This window comes from Brevundimonas sp. (genome assembly GCF_036659295.1).
Lineage (GTDB): Bacteria > Pseudomonadota > Alphaproteobacteria > Caulobacterales > Caulobacteraceae > Brevundimonas.
The window spans coordinates 37,790-55,532 of record NZ_JAVXCU010000005.1 but is presented as its reverse complement, the minus strand read 5'-3'; the positions used below and the strand labels follow the sequence as shown (position 1 = coordinate 55,532).

Genomic DNA, 17,743 nt, shown 5'->3' with positions numbered 1-17,743 from the left:
GCTGCCGAAATGGCCACGCCGGTTCTGGCCGAACTTCAATGGGGTCTGTCAGACCTTGAAACGCGCCTGCGCCGTTCGGGCGCGCGTCTGCTGGAAGATCGCCGTACCCGCCTGATGGCTGTGGCGCGTGGCCTGCCCTCGCGCCCCGACGACCTGCTGGCCTTGCCACAACAACGGCTTGATCTGGCCTCGAGCCGCCTTGGCGCAGCCCTGCACCGCAATGCCAGCGTGCACGAGCAACGCTTGACCCGCATTTCAGCGCGCCTGAACCCGACCCTGCTGAACCGCCCGATCGAGCGTCGCTCGGACCGCCTTTCGGCGCTGGAAGCCCGCTTCAAGCCCGCCGTCGATCGCCGCCTGACCCGCGATAGCGACCGTCTGGCCGCTCTGTCACGCGCCCTTGCCTCGCTTGACCCGTCGCGGCCCAAGCCCGGCTTTGCCCGCGTCGAGGATACAGACGGCCAGTGGATCACCTCGGCCCATAAACTGCATGAGGGCCAGCAGGTTTCGCTGGTGTTTGGCGACGGTCAGCGCCCTGCGGTTATCGGCGAAGGCGGCACCACCACCCCGCCGCCAGTTCCGCCTGTGGCCACACCCAAAACGGCCCCCAAACCCAAGTCTGCGGCCACCGATCAGGGCAGCCTGTTTTAAGGACGGGTCCCCAAAGGGTGGGCGCGGTCCAGAATGGCCCCGACCTGTTCCACATCCAGTGCCTCGATTACCACCTCGCGGCCATTGACGATGGAGCGCGTCGTCGTGGCCTTGAACATCGAGTTGATGATGGCCTCTTCGGTCGCCTCGGCCACCGCGACAAACAGCGGCGACATGCGATCGTTGGGCCATTCCTCGATCACGGCCTGCGCTTCGCGACGTAGCGTCGTACGGCGCACACCCTCATGGGTCGAAAACGCAATGGCATAGTCGCCCGAACCGTTGGAATAGGCCGCACCTGTGCGGGCTAGACCGGCAAAAGCCCGCTCAGCCAACCGTTCCAGATTACGGTCCGACAGCGGCGCATCGGTCGCCACCACAATCATGATCGAGCCGTCCGGCTTTTCGGCCTCAACGGCATTTTTCAGATAATAGCGCCCCAGCTCGCTCCCCACCGGCACACCGTCAATAGTCAACAACCCGCCATAGTTGGACTGCACCAGCACCCCGACCGTAAAGCCGCCAAGGCTCTGGGGCAGTTGCCGTGACGAAGTCCCGATCCCGCCCTTGAAGCCAAAGGCGATGGTGCCGGTCCCTGCGCCCACAGATCCCTCGGCCACTGGCCCCGATGTTGCGCCCTCAATCGCCGCGATCACATGTTCGGGCCGCACATGCAGGCCACGAATGTCATTCAGGCCTCCGTCATTGGTCTCCCCGACCACCGCATTGACCGAGCGGATATCCTCGTGGTCCGGTTGTGCCAGCGTCCAGCGCACCACCCCTTCCATCGCCGCCCCGACCGACAGGGTATTGGTCAGCACAATGGGACTTTCGATCTCGCCCAGTTCGACAATCTGCGTCGCACCCGCCAGCTTGCCATAGCCATTGGCGACCTTGAGACCCGCCGGAACCTTGTCCCGGAACAGATCGCCACCATGCGGCATGATGGCCGTCACCCCCGTGCGCACACTGTCACCGTGGTTCAGCGTCACCTGTCCGACCCGCACACCGGCTACATCGGTAATGGCATTCAGGGGGCCGGTGGACAGCACGCCCGGCGCACGTCCCTTGGCGCGAAGACTGGTATGAAGATCAGGGCCATGGCTGTCATGCGCAGCGACACTGCCGCCATACACGACCAGCAAACTTGCCAAAACAATTGACACTATTCGCGCCACCTTCACAGCCCCCGATTCACACGACACAGTGAGAGCAATGTGCGACTGATTCGTGCGACTGCCAGAATGGTTACGTCCCCACCTCCATGACCCAAACGGCTTCATCCCCCGCGATTGCCACCCTGCACTATGGTGATGGCGAGTTTGCCGTTCTCAAAAGCGGCAGCCACGTGCGTTGCGCGGTAACCAGCCAGCTCATTGCCCTGCCCGCCCTGCGTTACTGGTCTGTCGAGCGGCAAGAAGCCTATGCAGGTCCTCTGGAATATATACAGGCGTGTGAAACCTGATGACCGGTCTGGGTACGCTGCATATCCTGCTGGTCGATGACAACGCTAATATGCGCTCCATCATGGCTGCCATGCTCAAATCGGTCGGCGTCGGTCGTATCAGCGAAGCCGAAAACCGCAATCAGGCGTTCGAGCTAGCCCACAGCCATGCCATCGACATTGCCATCGTGGATTTCCGGATGGAGCCGGTGGACGGCGTCGCCCTGACCCGCCTGCTTCGCGACGAGACGATCAGCCCCCATCCCTATCTGCCCATCATCATGATGACCGGCCATTCAGAGCGTTCGCGCGTCACCGAAGCCAGAGATGCCGGTGTGACCGAGTTTGTCACCAAGCCCGTCGTCATCAGTGATCTGATGAAAAAGATAGAGGCCGTGATTTTGCGACCGCGCGCCTTTGTGCGAACCGAAACCTTTTTCGGGCCGGACCGCAGACGCACAATCATGCTGGACTATGAAGGCCCGTTCCGTCGCGAAAGCGACCTTCAGCCTTCGTTGGCGACCTTCAACCTGTCATAGACTTTTTGCGGCCAACGCTTGTGGACCCAGAACCAGTCCACCGGATTTTCGCGCACCCGATCCTCGACAAAGCTGTTGGCGGCCTGAATACCGGCCAGCACATCGGCGGCCTTGTCACCGGTATCGGGAATGGCAATCGGCTCGTGGGCGGTCACGCGGAACCGCGCGCCCTTCAGGCGCACCACCGACAAGGGCAGCATCACCGTATCGAATTTCTTGGCCAGACGCGCTGCGCCGGGAGAGGCATTGACCGGCTGGCCAAAGAACTGGACCTCGGGCCCCTCGTTATACTTTTGGTCCACCAGCAGGGCGATGGAATCGCCGCGCTTCAGACCGGCCACCAGTTCGCGCGTTCCATCACCTTTGGGTGCAAACAGACGGATACCATAGCGAGCGCGGGCCTCGCGGATTTGCTTGTCCACATAGGGATTATTCGCCGCACGATAGGTGACCTGACACGGCACACCCGCATGCATGATGACCGCAGCCATCACCTCGAAATTGGCGATGTGGCCGGAAATCAGCACCACCGGCTTGCCGCTGTCGCGCACGGCATGCAGCCGCTCCAGACCGACAATCTCGATCCGGCCGCTTTCGGGCGTCAGACGATCCATCACCGCCAGTTCGGCAAAGGTGCGGCCCGTCATTTCCCACTGGTCGACGGCCAGTTGCTGTCGCCAGCTTTCAGGCTTGTCGGGGAAGGCAATCTGCAGATTACGCAGCACCGTCTTGTGCGTGCCCGTCAAAGGCCCGAGGGCGCGCAACAGCCCGCCCCCGAAACTTGACGCCGCATCTACACCAATCAGGCGCAGAGCCCCGAAAAGGCCCGAAAACGCAACGGATTGCAGCCGCCACGTCAGGTCCTGCCCGAAGGATACCTTATGCTTATTCTCACCAGGCAATCGTCAATCCGCCATCCACAACGAGCGTCTGGCCCGTTACATAGGCCGACGCAGGACTGCACAAATAGACTGCTGTGCCGGCAATTTCATCCGGCAATCCGATCCTTTTTAACGGCGCCGGTTCGGTGACCGATTTCAGCGTCTGCGGATCTTCCCACAGATAGCGGGCAAAGTCGGTCTTGATCAGCCCCGGTGCGATACAGTTCACACGCACATTTTGCGGTCCGTACTCGACCGCCAGATTGCGCGCCAGCTGCATGTCTGCGGCCTTGGAGATGTTGTAGGCCCCGATCAGAGCATTGCCGCGCAGTCCGCCAATCGAGGAAATAATCAGGATCGAGCCGTCATTGCGCTCCAGCATTTCAGGCGCAACCATCTGGATCAGCCAGTGGTTGGACACGACATTGTTCTGAAGGATTTTGCCAAACTGGTCGTCCGTAATCCCCGCCATCGGTCCGGCATAGGGATTGGTGGCCGCATTACAGACCAGAATATCGATCTTACCGAAAACCGCGCGGGTATCGTCCACCAGTCGCTGCAAGTCGTCTTTCGAGGCAATATTGGCGGCAATGGCAATGGCACGGCCCTCACCGTGTTTTTCGTTGATCGCCTGCGCAACCGCCTCGCACGGCTCGATCTTGCGCGACGATATCACCACCTTGGCCCCGTGTTCGGCCAGACGTTCCGCAATCGCCTTGCCTATCCCCTTGGACGAACCTGTAACGATCGCGACCTTGCCACTTAAATCGAACAATTCCATTTGATCCCTCTCCCCTAAGGCTTGGCTTAATTGTTCACTATGATGGTAAATGTTAAGCCCAGTTCTTGGTTACCTTGTTAGAGTGCCAAATCCACTAGGAAAGTGACCGCACCCTTCATGCAGAAAATCACCGGCGGATTGCTTTTTTTCGGCTGCCTCTTTCTGTCCCTCGCCGTCGGGGCCACCCTTTGGCGTGCCGGATGGGGCGTCGGGGCAGGCGTAGCCGGCGCGATCGGGTCGCTGGGCTTGCTGGGATCGGCCTGCGCACTGGCGGCAGTCAGCAATGAACGCCGCGCCCTGCAACGTGACCTGACCAAGCTGAAGGAAGCGCACAGGCTTTTGGCCGATGCCATGGAATCAACCCAGGGCGCGATGACGCAACTGGCCTATGCCATCGAGAACGGCCCCGTATCGCGCACCGACGCGCTGACCGGCGAGGTGCGCGTTCTGGAAGACATGCTCCAGCAGATGAGCGCCTCGATCGAGGAACGTCTCGCCCAGCCGCCCGTCGTCGATACGCGTCAGCACGTCAATGGTAACGGCCTGCTGCGCACCGTCCATGATGCTCTGGCCGAGGGTCGGGTGGACCTTTATCTGCAACCCGTCGTCACCCTGCCCCAGCGCCGCACCGTCTATTATGAAAGCTTTACGCGCCTGCGCGATGCGTCCGGCCGCCTGATGCTGCCCAGCGAATATCTGTCCATGGCCGAGAGCGAGGGTCTGGTTCCGGCCATCGACAACCTTCTGCTGTTCCGCTGTGCCCAAATCGTGCGCCGTCTGGCCCGTCAGGACCGCAAGGTCGGCGTGTTCTGCAATATCTCGCTGTCGTCGCTGGGGGATGAAACCTTCTTCCCGCAGTTTCTCGACTTCCTGAGCCAGAACCGTGACCTGAAAGAATCCCTGATATTCGAACTGGGTCAGGCTGTCTTCGAGGCACGCGGTGCCACCGAGGCGCGCAACATGGCCAAGCTGGCCGATCTGGGCTTTCGTTTCTCCATCGACAAGGTGCAGACGCTGGATCTGGATTTTGCCGACCTGCAACGCTCGGATGTACGCTTCATCAAGATCGCCGCCGATCTGATGATCGAGCAACTTCTGGATATGGACGGCACAGTGCCTCTAGCCTCGCAGCCGGACATTCAGGCGGCCGATTTCGCCCCTCTGGTGCGCCGCTACGGCCTTGAGCTGATTGCTGAAAAGGTCGAAAACGAGAAACAAGTCGTCGATATTCTCGATCTGGATGTGCCGATGGGCCAGGGCCACCTGTTTGGCGAGCCGCGCGCCATCAAAGAAGCGGTTCTGGCCGAAACCGATCCGCCCTCGGAGTTTGTTCGCTCGACCCTGCAATCGGTAGAGCGGCGCGTCCGTCACTGATTTGCACCAAGGTCATCAGGCGATGACCTCTCGCCATCCGGTGCAAGGATTGCTACATGGCCCCGCATGTCTCTCCCTGTCGCCCTGCCCCAACTGTCGGCTGTTGCTGATGATTACGATGTTCTGCTCTGCGATGTGTGGGGCGTCATCCATAACGGCCGCGAAAGCTGGCCCGAGGCATGCGACGCCCTGACCCGCTTCAATGAACGGGGCGGTCATGTGGTGCTGATTTCCAACTCTCCGCGTCCGGCCAGCGATGTGATCGCCCAACTGGACGCCCTGAACGTCCCGCGCTCCAGCTGGAAAGCCTTTGTGACATCCGGCGATGCCACCCGCGCCGAACTGGCCAAGCGCGCCCCCGGTCCGGCTCTGGCCATTGGCCCTGCACGCGATGCCACCACCTATGAAGGTACCGGCCTGACCATGGTGGACAACGCCGCCGATGCCGCCTTCGTCTCGGTGACCGGTCTGATCGATGATGCCACCGAAACACCCGAAGATTATCGCGAGCGCCTGATGCCTGCCGCCGAGCGCGATCTGGACCTGATCTGCGCCAACCCCGACCGCATCGTCCAGAAGGGCGACCAGATCATCTATTGCGCCGGTGCCATTGCCGACCTTTACGAAGAGATGGGTGGCAAGGTCATCATGGCGGGCAAGCCATTTGCCCCCATCTATGATCTGGCTCTGGCCGAGGCTGAAAAACTGCTGGGCGACGCTGTCGACCGCAAGCGCGTCCTGTGCATCGGCGATGGCACCATCACCGATGTTCTGGGCGCACAGAACCAGCAACTGGACTGCCTGTTCATTGCACAGGGTATCCACGGGGATGCCGCAAAGAATGATGACGGCACGCTTGATCCTGTCCGTGCAGCCAAGCTGCTGGACGACGAAAACACCACCTCGCGCTATGCCGCCCTTGCCCTTACGTGGTAAGGCCGCGCCCCCTATCGCCAAACAAGTTCACCTGACGTAAAGCAGCCCTATGAGCAATCTCGTCCAAGGCCACCCGTCGGGTGGCTATATCCTCGAAGAACTTTACGTCGGCATGGCCGCCGAGAAGATGATTCTGGTCACCGAAGAACGCATCCAGCTGTTTGCCGATGCTTCCGACGACTATAATCCGGTCCATCTGGACGAGGCCTTTGCCTCCAAGACCGCCTATCGCGGCCGTATCGCCCATGGCCTGCTGAGCGCCTCGTTCGGTTCGGCTGTGGTAGGCACGGTCCTGCCGGGTGCAGGCTCGATCTACATCTCGCAATCGCTGGCCTTCCACTATCCGGTCCGCATCGGTGACACCGTGCGTATCCAGATCACGGTCCTTTCGCTGGATGCAGAATCCGCCCGCGCCGAACTGAACTGCGAAGGCTTTGTCGGTGACAAACTGATCATGGACGGCATCGCCACCGTGCGCGTCCCGCGTCGCCGCAAACCTTCCGCCCGCTAAGGAAAGACGGGCGTGGCGATCGAAGTCATCCGCGACTGGCGCGGCCTGTCAGCCTCCCAAAAGGGGGCTGCTGTGGCCGTAGGTGCCTTTGACGGTGTGCATCGCGGCCATCAGGCCGTGATCGCCTCGGCCCGCGAGGCCGCAGAACGTCTGGGCGTCCCGCTGGGCGTGGTCAGCTTCTATCCGCACCCGCGCCGCCTGTTCCAGCCCGACGCCGCCCCCTTCGCCCTGATGACGCCGGACCAGATGGCCCGCGCATTGGAAGACCTCGGTGTAGAGCGCCTTTATCTGCTGCCGTTCGAGCGCGAGATGGCCAGTCTGACCGACGAAGCCTTTGCCCGCGAAGTCCTGCATGAAGGGCTCGGCATTGTGCATGCGGCGGTCGGTTTCGACTTTACCTTCGGCAAGGGCCGCTCGGGTTCACCCGACCTTCTGACCCAGTATGGTGAAAAACTGGGCTTCAGTGTCTCGCTGACCCCGCGCAAGGATGATGCCGACGGCCTGAAACTGTCGTCCTCGGCTGTCCGCGAAGCCCTTAAAGCCGGAGACATGGACCGCGCCACGGCCATTCTGGGTCGCCCCTTTGCCATCGAAGGCAAGGTGATCCACGGGGACAAGCGCGGCCGCACCATCGGCATCCCGACCGCCAATATCGCCATGCCCGACTATATGCGTCCGGCCTATGGCGTCTATGCCACCCGTACGCGCCTGCCGGACGGGCGCGTGTTTGGCGGCGTCGCCAATCTGGGCATCCGCCCGATGTATGTGATCGAAGATCCGCTGCTCGAGGTCTGGCTGTTCGACTTCAACGAGAGCCTCTACGACCTGACGGTGGAAACCGAACTGGTCGCCTTCCTGCGCCCAGAGATGAAGTTCGACGGTCTGGACGCGCTGAAGGTCCAGATCGAGGAAGACACCCGCAGGGCCAAAGAGGTCTTGGCCGCTTAAGCTTTCGCCAGTAGCGCCGCCTCGCGGATACGGCCTACCATCGAATTCAAACCATTGGCCCGCTGGCGCGTCAGCGCCGAAGGCAGGCCCAGACGCTCCAGTGCCGCCTTGGCATCAAAGCCCAAAATCTCGTCCGCGTTGCGTCCCGAATAGAGACGCAGCAACAGGGCGATATTGCCCTTGGACAGGGCGCTGTCGGAATCCGCATCAAAGAACAGGACATCGCCCTCGCGGCGGCTGTTCAGCCACACCTGCGCGGCACAGCCCGGCACCTTGTTGGCCTCGATACGCGCCTCTTCCGGCAGGGGTTTCAAATCCTTGCCCAGATCGATCACATATTCGATCCGGCCTTCCCAATCGCCCAGCAGGTCGAACTCCTCGATCAGTTCATCAAGGACGGATTGGATGGGCGCAGAAGCTGTATCGGTCATGGCAGGTTCCATACCCTTACCGCCGACAGCTTCACAACGCTTTCCTTGCCCAAGATGCCCTCACCACCGACAAGAGTATGGTTGGGGTCGGCTCAACTCAGGCGTATCCTGTCGGCTTGATTCTTGCTTTGGACGACACAGCTCTTCTGTGCGCCACCGGACCAGTAGCCTCTTTTGAACGCCTCGCTTAAACCACCAGTCAACGCCCAGCCCCTGAACCGGACCGATCCGGCACAGACCCATCGGCGCGCCTTGTGGCATCTTCTGTGGGGCTTTGCCCTTTTGGCCCTGTGCGCGACGGCCCTGTTTACGCGAGCCAGCCTGTTCAGCCTGATCGGCCTGTTTGTCGCCGCCCTTCCAGCTTTGGCGGTATTTGGCCTGCCCACACTGGCTCCGCCACGCACGCCATGGCCGCAACCGGTCCCGCCCGCTCCGTTGTGGACAGTGATCTTGTGGGGCTTATGCCCTGTCATCGCGCTGGGACTGACAGGCGGGCTTAACGGGCCGCTGGCCGCTCTGGCCTTTGCACCGGTCGCCGGTGGACTGGCCCTCAGAACCGCAGGCAGCGAGCGGTCGCTGGTCTATGGTCTGGGTGCGGCCCTGCTCGGCCTGTTCATTGGTGCCTTGGCCCATCCTCTTTTGCCGCAAGCCTCGACCTCGCCGTTCCTGAGCAATCTTCTGGGCATACTGGTTCTGGTCTTTGCCGTGGTGGCGGCGCTCAATACACGCAGCACCGGTCCCGTCGTGCCTTTGGCCATGGCGCGCATGGAATCGGCCCTCAGCGACCAGCCGGGCCTGACACTGGTCCTGTCACCCAATGGCAAGGCACTGGCCGCCTATGGTGCCGCCCCGCCCGCCATTGATGTGGATGGCCTGTTTAGTGAAACCGACAGCGAAGGCGGCCTGATCGAAGCCGTCCACCCGCCGGATCGCCCGACCGTCCGCGCCGCCCTGTCCCGCGCGCAAGCCGGACAACCGGTTCAGGTGCGCTTTACCCCGCGCGCCGCACTGGATCGCCGCGTGCTGCTGGTCGTGCGCCGTATGCAGGGCGACAGCCGCCGCATCGCCGCCCTGATGCTGGACGCCACCTTGCAGCACGCCCGCGAAAGCGAACTGGATGCCGCCCGCAGCGAGGCCGAGGCACAGGCACAGGCCCGCGCCCGTTTCATCGCCCATCTCAGCCACGAACTGCGCACGCCGCTGAATGCTGTGCTGGGTTTCTCGGACATGATGAAGCACCAGTTGTTCGGGCCTTTGTCAGACCGCTATCTCGGCTATGCCGCGTCGATCCATACGGCGGGCAGCCATCTTCTTGATGTCATCGGCAATGTTCTGGATGTGTCGCGCATCGATGCCGACCGTTACGAACTGGATTGCGAGGATACCGATGCCCGCGATCTGGCCGATGCGGCACTGGCGCTGGTTCGGGTTCAGGCCGAGGAAAAGTCCATCGACCTGTCGGCAGAGCTGCCCGACCATGCGCTGGATGTGAATGTGGACCGCCGCGCGGTGAAGCAGATTCTGGTCAACCTGCTGGGCAATGCGGTGAAATTCACGCCTGCCAATGGCAAGGTCACCCTGTCCGCCGCCCGGGATGCAGATACTCTGGTCATGAAGATCAGCGACAACGGCGTTGGCATCGCCCCGCAAGACCTTGCCCGTCTGGGCCGTCCGTTCGAACAGGCAGGCGATGCCCGCCAGAAGGCTCAAGGCACAGGCCTTGGCCTGTCTCTGGCGCGTTCACTAGCCGAGCTACACGGCGGCACCCTGACGCTGGAAAGCCAGATTGGCGAAGGCACGACCGCGACCCTTCGCCTGCCCGCGCTTTAAGCGCTCTTAGTCTCTGGCCTAGTCTCTGGCGACCTGAAAACCGGCAAAGGACTGGCTGACCGGCATCAGTTCCAGCGTATTGATATTCAGATGCGCCGGCAGGCTGGCCACCCAGTACAGCGTCTCGGCAATGTCGCCGGCCGACATCGGGTTGGCCCCCTGATACAGCGTGTCCGAAGCGCCCTGATCACCGCCCGTGCGTACCAGAGTAAACTCGGTCTCAGCCATGCCCGGCTCGATCGAGGTCACGCGCACGCCTGTGCCATGCAGGTCCGAACGCAGGCCAAGGCTGAACTGGCGCACAAAGGCCTTCGTGCCGCCATAGGCATTGCCACCACGATACGGATAGTTCGCCGCCACCGAAGAGATATTGATGATCGCACCCGCCCGTTCGATCAGGCGCGGCAACATGCGGTGCGTGATGGTCATCAGGCCGGTGATGTTGGTGTCCACCATCTGCTGCCACTGACCAAGGTCGGCTTCCTGTGCCGGACCGGTGCCCAGCGCCAGACCGGCATTGTTGATCAGCAGATCAATCTTGGCGAACGCATCGGGCAATCCGTTCAGCGCCGCATCAATCGCCGCCGCATCGCGAATATCGAACACCAGCGGATGCACCACATCCGCCCCCAGTTCCGTCACCAGCGCCTCGAGACGCCCGGCGCGACGCCCCGTGGCGATCACCTTCCAGCCCTCGGCGGCAAAACGGCGGGCAGCGGCCAGACCGAAGCCTGCGGTGGCTCCGGTAATCAGAACAGTCTTGCTCATCGGGTTTTCTCTTGTCTGGCGGCTTTAGCGGCGGCCTCTCTGGCCTTTTCGCGGTCCTCGGCGGCACGGATACGGGTCTGCTCGGCCGCGATCTTGGCGTCTGTGCCGATGTGAGCCATGCCGCGTTCCTTGGCCAGTTCGATCTGGCGCTGGCGCTCGGCATAGGCGGCGCGGCGCTCTTCGCCCCGTTCGTCCCAACAGCGGTCACACGACACGCCTTCTACGAATTTCGGCGACGTCATGCCCTGCGCGCTGACCGGCATCCGGCAGGCGCGGCACAGGCTGTGTTCACCAAGCTTCAGGCCATGGCCCACCGAAACCCTCTCGTCGAACACAAAACACTCGCCGTCCCACAGGCTGGCAGGCTCGGGGATTTCCTCGAGATATTTGAGGATACCGCCCTCGAGGTGATGCACCTCGGAAATACCTTCGGACTTCAGATAGGCGGTCGATTTTTCGCAGCGGATACCACCGGTGCAGAACATGGCTACCTTGGTCGGCGTATCGCGGGTAACCAGCGCACGGCCTTCCTTCTCGAACCATTCGGCGAACTCGCGGAAGGTCTTGGTATTGGGCTGGATGGCGTTTTTGAAGGTGCCGATCTCGAACTCGTAATCGTTACGGGTGTCGATAATCACCGTATCGGGATCGGCAATCAGCGCGTTCCAGTCCTGTGGCTTTACATAGGTGCCTACGCCATTGACCGGATCGAGATTGGGCAGGCCCATGGTCACGATCTCTTTCTTGATCCGCACCTTCATGCGGTAGAAAGGCATTGCGTTCGCACCGGAATATTTCAGTTCCAGACGCTCGAAACCCGGCTCGGCATAGATACCGTCCACCACGCGACGGATCGCATCATGCGGTCCGGCAATCGTGCCGTTGATGCCTTCATGGGCGACCAGAAGGGTGCCGCGCACCTCTTCGCCGCACAGGGCAATCAGGCGCTCGCGCAGCGCCGACGTGTCTGCCACCGGCGCAAAGCGGTACAGGGCAGCAACCAGAACGGGATATTCGGAGAAGGTCGTGTCAGTCACGCGGCCTCTATAAGGCTTTTGTGCCAGAAAACCCATCCGGAACAACACCAAAGCTTGCCTTAGACGTTGGTGCAGTGTGCAGTAGGGGTATGATGCTGTTGGCCCGTGTCCATCCCGAAGTCCGTCCCGAAGTTTTTTCCGTTTGGCAATGCTGATGGCTTCTTCGAACTCGCCCCTTGCGCCACTGCGCCATCCGCTGTTCCGGGCCATCTGGATCACTAGCCTGATGACCAATTTCGGGGGGCTGATCCAGTCGGTCGGTGCCTCGTGGATCATGACCTCGATTGGCACCACCCAGACGACGGCTCTGGTTCAGGCCTCGATTACCCTGCCGATCATGTTGCTGTCGCTGACCGCAGGCGCGCTGGCCGATACCATGGACCGGCGCAAGATCATGCTGGCGGCCCAGTCGTTCATGCTGCTGGTCTCGGTGGGACTGGCCTTTATGACCTATCAGAACTGGCTAACGCCGTGGGTTCTGTTGTCCTTTACCTTCCTGATCGGTTGCGGGGTCGCCTTTAACGGTCCCGCCTGGCAGGCCAGTGTCGGCGATATGGTGCCGCGCGAGGATCTGCCCTCGGCCATTACCCTCAACTCGATGGGCTTTAATCTGGCCCGCAGTGTCGGCCCCGCCATCGGGGGTGCCATCGTTGCCTTTGCCGGTGCTGCTGCGGCCTTCCTGATCAACGCTGTTTCCTATGTCGGTATTCTGGTGGTGCTGTTCCGCTGGAAGCCGCAGGTGCCGCAAGCCACCCTGCCGCGCGAAGGTCTGCTGGCGGCGATGGAGGGCGGCGTGCGCTATGCCATGCTGTCGCCGCGTATTGTGGCTGTGCTGCTGCGTGCCCTGTTGTTCGGCATCGGGGCCAGCGGCCTGCAAGCGCTGATGCCCATCATTGCCCGTCACGAGGTTGGCGGCGGCCCGCTGATTTATGGCGTGCTGCTGGGGGCCTTTGGCGTCGGGGCAGTTGGCGGTGCATTGTGCGTGACGCCGCTGCGTGTCCGTTTCAAATCCGAAACCCTGGTGCGGTTCTGGATCGGCGCGTTTGCGCTCGCAGCCTTGGGCGTAGCGCTCAGCCCCGTGCTGCCGCTGACCATTCTGTCGCTGCTGCTGGGCGGGGCGTCATGGGTGATCGTGCTGTCCACATTCAATGTCACCGTACAGATGTCGGCCCCGCGCTGGGTCGTGGCCCGCGCGCTGGCGCTTTACCAAATGTGCGCCTTTGGCGGCATGGCCGCAGGGGCATGGCTGTGGGGCTCGCTGGCACAGGATTACAGCACGTCACTGGCTTTGGAGATTTCCGCCGCCGTGCTGGCTGTCTGTCTGGTGCTGGGCTTCAAAATGCCGCTGGCCAATAGCGAGGCCCTGAACCTTGCGCCGCTGGACCGCTGGAGAGAACCGGACACCGAACTGCATATCGAACCGCGCAGTGGCCCGATCATCGTCTCCATCGCCTATACGATCGACGATGACGATGTGCCCGAATTCCTGAAACTGATGGAAGAACGCCGCCGTATCCGCCGCCGAGACGGTGCGCACCAGTGGCGCATGATGCGCGATCTGGGCAATCCGAATATCTGGGTGGAGAAATACCAGACCGCGACCTGGCTGGACTATATACGCCACAACCAGCGCATGACCCATGACGACGCCCGCATCACCAGCGCCATCCGTGAACTTCACCGTGGCGAGGAGCGGCCCGTGGTCAACCGCATGATCCTGCGCATTACCGGCAGCGTGTCACCGCATCTGCATACCGAGCGCAACTATGGCGAGCCGATGACGGACCCGACCCGCGCTTCCTGATTTCATTTCTGCACAAGGTTTAGGCGCGAACGGCTTTATGCCTTTCGCGCCAAATACTTTCCGAACCTTGGGCCTTACGGCTGTGTCGTCTTAGACAACGAAGTGGAAAATCACGTGCACGGTCAGCGCAACGCCGAGCAAAAGTGCAAATCCGCAGAACAGCCCGACGGCCGGATGCATTTCTTTGCGGACAGTTTCATTGCGCGAAAAAGATACTTCGCGCGACCTACCCGGGTGTACCAGAGCCATGACGTTTCCTTCCCTTTTACGGCAGTGACCATCGTGGGGCACCGTCTCGTTACGAAACCGTCTCTCAAAGACCTTTCATTGCATAGGGGCATTCACAGCATCGTGAACGGTGACTTTTGGGGCCGATTGCTCTAACCCCCGCGGTCAGAGGATTTTTTATGTCGAAACTGACCATTGCAGACGAGGCCGCACGTCGCCGGACCTTCGCCATCATCGCGCACCCCGATGCCGGTAAAACCACGCTGACCGAGCATATTCTGCTGGCCGGTGGTGCTGTGCGAGCCGCAGGTGCCGTGAAGGCGCGTGGTGATAACCGCCGCGCCCGTTCCGACTGGATGAAGATCGAAAAAGAACGCGGCATCTCTGTCACCGCCTCGGTGATGACGTTCGAGCATGACGGCAAGATGTTCAATCTGCTCGACACCCCCGGGCACGAAGACTTCTCTGAAGACACCTATCGCACCCTGACCGCTGCCGACTGCGCCATCATGGTGCTGGACGCCGCCAAGGGTATCGAGCCGCAGACGCTGAAGCTGTTCGAGGTTTGCCGTCTGCGCAACATCCCGATCATCACCTTCATCAACAAGCTGGACCGCGAAGCGCAGGACCCGATGGCTCTGCTGGATGAAGTCGCCAGCCGTCTGCAACTGGATCCTGCCCCGATCTGGTGGCCTGCCGGTAGCGGCAACCGCCTGCGCGGTCTGGTCGAGGTCGGCACCGGCCGCTTCCAGCCCTATGCCAAGAAGATCGCCGGCTCCAAAGAAGACGCCGAGCATCCGGACGCCCTGCCTCTGACCGACGCCGCCCAGTATTTCGAACAGGGCGAGTATGAAGAAACGGCCGAAGCCTTGGAACTGGTCGAAGCCGGTTATCCGACCTTTGACCGCCAGTCCTTCCTCGAAGGTCATATGACGCCGATCCTGTGGGGCTCGGCTCTGCGCCATTTCGGCATCGAATATCTGCTACGCGCGATTGGCGAATGGGCCCCTGCACCCAAGGTCATGGCCGCCCGCAAGGAAGCGCCGCCGGAAACCCGCAACGCCCCTGCTCCCGAAGCGATCGAGGTCGAACCGGGCCAAAACGAAGTCACCGGCTTCGTCTTCAAGGTTCAGGCCAACATGGACCCGAACCACCGCGACCGTATCGCCATGTTCCGCATGGCGTCCGGCTCGTTCAAGCGCGGCATGAAGCTGAAGGTGCAGAACACCGGCAAGCAGTTGTCGGTCAACGCGCCCATCATGTTCTTTGCCTCGGACCGCGAACTGGCCGAGGAAGCCTATGCAGGCGACGTCATCGGCATTCCCAACCACGGCGTGCTGCGCGTGGGTGACAGCCTGTCCGAAAGCGGCCTTGTCCGCTTTGCGGGCCTGCCGAACTTTGCGCCGGAAATCCTGCAACGTGTACGCGTCAAGGACCCGCTGAAAGCCAAGCACCTGAAAAAGGCGCTGGAAGGTCTGGCCGAAGAAGGCGTGACCCAGTTGTTCCGCCCCGAAATCGGTGCCGACTTCATCGTCGGTGCCGTTGGTCAGCTTCAGTTCGAGGTTATGGCCGACCGTCTGGGCGCGGAATACAATCTGGACGTTATCTTCGAGCCTTCCCCCTATGCCGAGGCCCGCTGGGTCGGTGGTGCCAGTGCGGACCTCGAGGACTTTGCCGGGAAATACCGCCCGCAGATGGCCTTCGACATCGACCAGAACCCCGTTTTCCTCGCCAAGTCGTCGTGGGAAACCGGCTATGTCAGCGAGCGCTTCCCCAAGGTGACGTTCTCCAAGACACTGGAACGCGGTTAAGATTTCAAAAGGGGAGGCTCCGGCCTCCCCTTTTTCGTGGCCGAAACAATAGACGCCCGAAAACCGGCGGCATGGTGGTTCGCGATGGGCTATTATCGAACCATGCTGTTTGACCTGCCCGCACCCGATATTCTGTATGACGCCCTCGTCGCGCGTGATGACCGCTATGACGGGCAGGCGTTTGTCTGTGTGCATTCGACCGGCATTTTCTGTCGGCTGACCTGTCCGGCCCGAAAGCCACTGCGCGAGAACTGTACGTTCAGAGCCACTGTTGGCGAATGTATCGAGGCAGGTTTTCGGGCCTGCAAACGCTGTCATCCGGTGCAGGCTGCGGCCCAGAACGATCCGGTCATCACCGACCTGCTGGCGCGGTTGGATGACCGGCCCGACTACCGCTGGTCAGAGCCTGACATCGCCAGGCTGGGCTATGACCTGTCCACGGTGCGGCGCCTGTTCAAACGCCATTACGGCATGACGTTTCTGGAAATGGCGCGCCAGCGCCGACTGCGCGAAGGCTTTGAAACCCTCGCGCTCGGAGGATCGGTTATGACCGCCCAACTGGATGCCAGCTTTGAATCCCCCAGTGCCTTTAGAACGGCCTTTGCCAAGCTGCTCGGCTGCGCCCCGTCAGACCTCAAGACTGATGGGGCCATGCGCGCCACATGGATCCCCACAGCCCTTGGCGACATGATTGCCATCAGCAGCGCCAGCCACCTTCATCTGCTGGAGTTCGTCGATCGCAAGGGCCTGCCTGCCGAACTGAAGAAGATGCAGACCAATACGCCGGGCGGTCTGGGGATCGGACGGTTCGCCCCCGCCGAACAAGCCGCCAGCGAACTGGACGACTATTTCGCCGCCCGCTCGGGCCGTTTTGAAACGCCGCTGGCCATGCATGGCACCGATTTTTACAAGCGGGTCTGGCAGGCTCTGCAAACCATTCCCGCCGGTGAAACCCGCTCCTATGGCGACATCGCCCGCCAGATCGGACAGCCGACCGCTGTGCGCGCCGTGGCCCGCGCCAATGGTTCAAACCAGATTGCCCTGATGATTCCCTGCCATCGTGTGATCGGGACCGATGGCTCACTGACTGGCTATGCGGGTGGCCTGTGGCGCAAACAAAGGCTGATCGAGATCGAGCGCGATCTGAAAGCCGCCGCGCCCGCAGAGCGCCGCTCTATTCCGGCCTAGGCTGAAAACGGTTCTGGAACCACGGCAGGAAGAACTGCACCAGCGGCCCGATACACAGGGCAAAGGCCACGGTTCCCACGCCCGCCACGCCGCCCAGCATCCAGCCCACCGCCAGAACCACAACCTCCACCAGCATCCGCGAAACACGGATGGACCAGCCCAGCCTGCGGTTTAGCCCGACCATCAATCCATCGCGCGGCCCTGTGCCCATACCAGCTCCTATATAGGCCGCCGAGCCAAGCCCCGTCAGCACGACCCCGCAGGTCAGCGCCCCGATACGCAAAGGCCAGCCCTGAAACTCGGGCAAAACCCACATAAAGAAGTCCAGCGACAAGCCGATCATCAGGATGTTGGCAATCGTGCCGATGCCCGGCTTCTGGCGCAGCGGTATCCACAACAGCATCACCACCACACCGGACAGGATGCTGAGCACACCAAGGCTAAGCCCCGTCAGACCCGACAGGCCCTGATGGAACACATTCCACGGATCCAGTCCCAGATTGGCCCGCACCATCAGCGCCGCGCCCAAGCCGAACACACACAGTCCAGCCAGCAGCTGGATAAATCTTAATCCCCACATA

General features: G+C 61.7%; 19 protein-coding genes. 11 read left to right on the top strand and 8 right to left on the bottom strand.

Annotated elements, in window-relative coordinates; translation table 11 throughout:
• The coding region (locus tag RSB01_RS02190) for an exodeoxyribonuclease VII large subunit (protein WP_332625022.1) at window positions 1-651 on the top strand (651 nt) is incomplete at its 5' end.
• Here RSB01_RS02190 and RSB01_RS02185 read toward each other — a convergent pair.
• Window positions 648-1,817, bottom strand: a complete 1,170-nt coding sequence (locus tag RSB01_RS02185; protein ID WP_332590590.1) for a P1 family peptidase — start codon at window positions 1,815-1,817, stop codon at window positions 648-650. The two genes, RSB01_RS02190 and RSB01_RS02185, sit on opposite strands and share 4 nt — an antisense overlap.
• Before the next feature lie 98 nt (window positions 1,818-1,915).
• Here RSB01_RS02185 and RSB01_RS02180 point away from each other — a divergent pair, with 98 nt between their 5' ends.
• Complete coding sequence (locus RSB01_RS02180) at window positions 1,916-2,116, top strand: DUF2093 domain-containing protein (RefSeq protein ID WP_332590591.1); 201 nt, start codon at window positions 1,916-1,918, stop codon at window positions 2,114-2,116.
• Window positions 2,116-2,634 (top strand): response regulator, encoded by a 519-nt coding sequence (locus RSB01_RS02175; protein WP_332590592.1) that lies wholly within the window; start codon window positions 2,116-2,118, stop codon window positions 2,632-2,634. The genes RSB01_RS02180 and RSB01_RS02175 overlap by 1 nt, the downstream gene beginning before the upstream one ends.
• Here the strand turns inward: RSB01_RS02175 and RSB01_RS02170 are convergent.
• A complete protein-coding gene (locus RSB01_RS02170; protein ID WP_332590593.1) occupies window positions 2,601-3,536 on the bottom strand; it encodes a lipid A biosynthesis acyltransferase in 936 nt (311 codons plus the stop codon). The two genes, RSB01_RS02175 and RSB01_RS02170, sit on opposite strands and share 34 nt — an antisense overlap.
• Window positions 3,526-4,296 (bottom strand): SDR family oxidoreductase, encoded by a 771-nt coding sequence (locus RSB01_RS02165; RefSeq protein WP_332620005.1) that lies wholly within the window; start codon window positions 4,294-4,296, stop codon window positions 3,526-3,528. The genes RSB01_RS02170 and RSB01_RS02165 overlap by 11 nt, the downstream gene beginning before the upstream one ends.
• 117 nt (window positions 4,297-4,413) lie before the next feature.
• Between RSB01_RS02165 and RSB01_RS02160 the strand changes: the two genes are divergently transcribed.
• The 4 genes from RSB01_RS02160 to RSB01_RS02145 all read left to right on the top strand — a co-directional run bounded on the left by RSB01_RS02160 (window position 4,414) and on the right by RSB01_RS02145 (window position 8,065).
• Window positions 4,414-5,670, top strand: a complete 1,257-nt coding sequence (locus RSB01_RS02160; protein ID WP_332591154.1) for an EAL domain-containing protein — start codon at window positions 4,414-4,416, stop codon at window positions 5,668-5,670.
• Between the two features lie 66 nt (window positions 5,671-5,736).
• Complete coding sequence (locus RSB01_RS02155) at window positions 5,737-6,606, top strand: TIGR01459 family HAD-type hydrolase (RefSeq protein WP_332591146.1); 870 nt, start codon at window positions 5,737-5,739, stop codon at window positions 6,604-6,606.
• A gap of 49 nt (window positions 6,607-6,655) precedes the next feature.
• Entirely contained in the window at window positions 6,656-7,117 is a 462-nt protein-coding gene (locus RSB01_RS02150) for a MaoC family dehydratase (protein WP_332591147.1), read from the top strand.
• 12 nt (window positions 7,118-7,129) lie between these two features.
• The gene (locus RSB01_RS02145) at window positions 7,130-8,065 is read left to right on the top strand and encodes a bifunctional riboflavin kinase/FAD synthetase (RefSeq protein WP_332591148.1); all 936 of its coding nucleotides are present in this window, start codon (window positions 7,130-7,132) and stop codon (window positions 8,063-8,065) included.
• On the opposite strand, the gene RSB01_RS02140 is transcribed toward RSB01_RS02145, so the two are convergent.
• On the bottom strand, window positions 8,062-8,496 hold the full coding sequence (locus RSB01_RS02140; RefSeq protein ID WP_332591149.1) for a SufE family protein: 435 nt from the start codon (window positions 8,494-8,496) through the stop codon (window positions 8,062-8,064). The genes RSB01_RS02145 and RSB01_RS02140 overlap by 4 nt on opposite strands.
• A 174-nt stretch (window positions 8,497-8,670) precedes the next feature.
• Between RSB01_RS02140 and RSB01_RS02135 the strand changes: the two genes are divergently transcribed.
• The gene (locus RSB01_RS02135; protein ID WP_332591150.1) at window positions 8,671-10,326 is read left to right on the top strand and encodes a HAMP domain-containing sensor histidine kinase; all 1,656 of its coding nucleotides are present in this window, start codon (window positions 8,671-8,673) and stop codon (window positions 10,324-10,326) included.
• A gap of 18 nt (window positions 10,327-10,344) precedes the next feature.
• Here RSB01_RS02135 and RSB01_RS02130 read toward each other — a convergent pair whose 3' ends face one another.
• Window positions 10,345-11,094: an SDR family NAD(P)-dependent oxidoreductase gene (locus tag RSB01_RS02130; RefSeq protein ID WP_332591151.1), complete on the bottom strand. Its 750-nt coding sequence runs from the start codon at window positions 11,092-11,094 to the stop codon at window positions 10,345-10,347.
• Entirely contained in the window at window positions 11,091-12,131 is a 1,041-nt protein-coding gene (locus RSB01_RS02125; RefSeq protein WP_332591152.1) for a rhodanese-related sulfurtransferase, read from the bottom strand. The genes RSB01_RS02130 and RSB01_RS02125 overlap by 4 nt, the downstream gene beginning before the upstream one ends.
• Before the next feature lie 154 nt (window positions 12,132-12,285).
• Here RSB01_RS02125 and RSB01_RS02120 point away from each other — a divergent pair, with 154 nt between their 5' ends.
• The gene (locus RSB01_RS02120; RefSeq protein WP_332625020.1) at window positions 12,286-13,935 is read left to right on the top strand and encodes an MFS transporter; all 1,650 of its coding nucleotides are present in this window, start codon (window positions 12,286-12,288) and stop codon (window positions 13,933-13,935) included.
• Window positions 13,936-14,025: 90 nt separating this feature from the next.
• Here RSB01_RS02120 and RSB01_RS02115 read toward each other — a convergent pair whose 3' ends face one another.
• Window positions 14,026-14,184 carry a hypothetical protein gene (locus RSB01_RS02115; protein WP_332619715.1) on the bottom strand — a complete coding sequence of 53 codons (159 nt, stop codon included), beginning with the start codon at window positions 14,182-14,184 and terminating at the stop codon, window positions 14,026-14,028.
• Between the two features lie 158 nt (window positions 14,185-14,342).
• On the opposite strand from RSB01_RS02115, the gene RSB01_RS02110 reads away from it, so the two are divergent.
• Window positions 14,343-15,974 carry a peptide chain release factor 3 gene (locus tag RSB01_RS02110; RefSeq protein WP_332590781.1) on the top strand — a complete coding sequence of 544 codons (1,632 nt, stop codon included), beginning with the start codon at window positions 14,343-14,345 and terminating at the stop codon, window positions 15,972-15,974.
• A 36-nt stretch (window positions 15,975-16,010) separates the two neighbouring features.
• On the top strand, window positions 16,011-17,162 hold the full coding sequence (locus tag RSB01_RS02105; RefSeq protein ID WP_332590782.1) for a trifunctional transcriptional activator/DNA repair protein Ada/methylated-DNA--[protein]-cysteine S-methyltransferase: 1,152 nt from the start codon (window positions 16,011-16,013) through the stop codon (window positions 17,160-17,162).
• Here the strand turns inward: RSB01_RS02105 and RSB01_RS02100 are convergent.
• Window positions 17,149-17,742: a hypothetical protein gene (locus RSB01_RS02100; protein WP_332590783.1), complete on the bottom strand. Its 594-nt coding sequence runs from the start codon at window positions 17,740-17,742 to the stop codon at window positions 17,149-17,151. The genes RSB01_RS02105 and RSB01_RS02100 overlap by 14 nt on opposite strands.
• Between the last annotated feature and the right edge of the window lies 1 nt (window position 17,743).

Bases quoted from the DNA above. Each gene is read 5' to 3' on its own strand.
- RSB01_RS02180 (WP_332590591.1), top strand. From the start codon at position 1,916: ATGACCCAAACGGCTTCATCCCCCGCGATTGCCACCCTGCACTATGGT.
- RSB01_RS02175 (WP_332590592.1), top strand. From the start codon at position 2,116: ATGACCGGTCTGGGTACGCTGCATATCCTGCTGGTCGATGACAACGCT.
- RSB01_RS02165 (WP_332620005.1), bottom strand. From the start codon at position 4,296: ATGGAATTGTTCGATTTAAGTGGCAAGGTCGCGATCGTTACAGGTTCG.
- RSB01_RS02160 (WP_332591154.1), top strand. From the start codon at position 4,414: ATGCAGAAAATCACCGGCGGATTGCTTTTTTTCGGCTGCCTCTTTCTG.
- RSB01_RS02155 (WP_332591146.1), top strand. From the start codon at position 5,737: ATGTCTCTCCCTGTCGCCCTGCCCCAACTGTCGGCTGTTGCTGATGAT.
- RSB01_RS02150 (WP_332591147.1), top strand. From the start codon at position 6,656: ATGAGCAATCTCGTCCAAGGCCACCCGTCGGGTGGCTATATCCTCGAA.
- RSB01_RS02140 (WP_332591149.1), bottom strand. From the start codon at position 8,496: ATGACCGATACAGCTTCTGCGCCCATCCAATCCGTCCTTGATGAACTG.
- RSB01_RS02130 (WP_332591151.1), bottom strand. From the start codon at position 11,094: ATGAGCAAGACTGTTCTGATTACCGGAGCCACCGCAGGCTTCGGTCTG.
- RSB01_RS02120 (WP_332625020.1), top strand. From the start codon at position 12,286: ATGGCTTCTTCGAACTCGCCCCTTGCGCCACTGCGCCATCCGCTGTTC.
- RSB01_RS02115 (WP_332619715.1), bottom strand. From the start codon at position 14,184: ATGGCTCTGGTACACCCGGGTAGGTCGCGCGAAGTATCTTTTTCGCGC.
- RSB01_RS02110 (WP_332590781.1), top strand. From the start codon at position 14,343: ATGTCGAAACTGACCATTGCAGACGAGGCCGCACGTCGCCGGACCTTC.
- RSB01_RS02100 (WP_332590783.1), bottom strand. From the start codon at position 17,742: ATGTGGGGATTAAGATTTATCCAGCTGCTGGCTGGACTGTGTGTGTTC.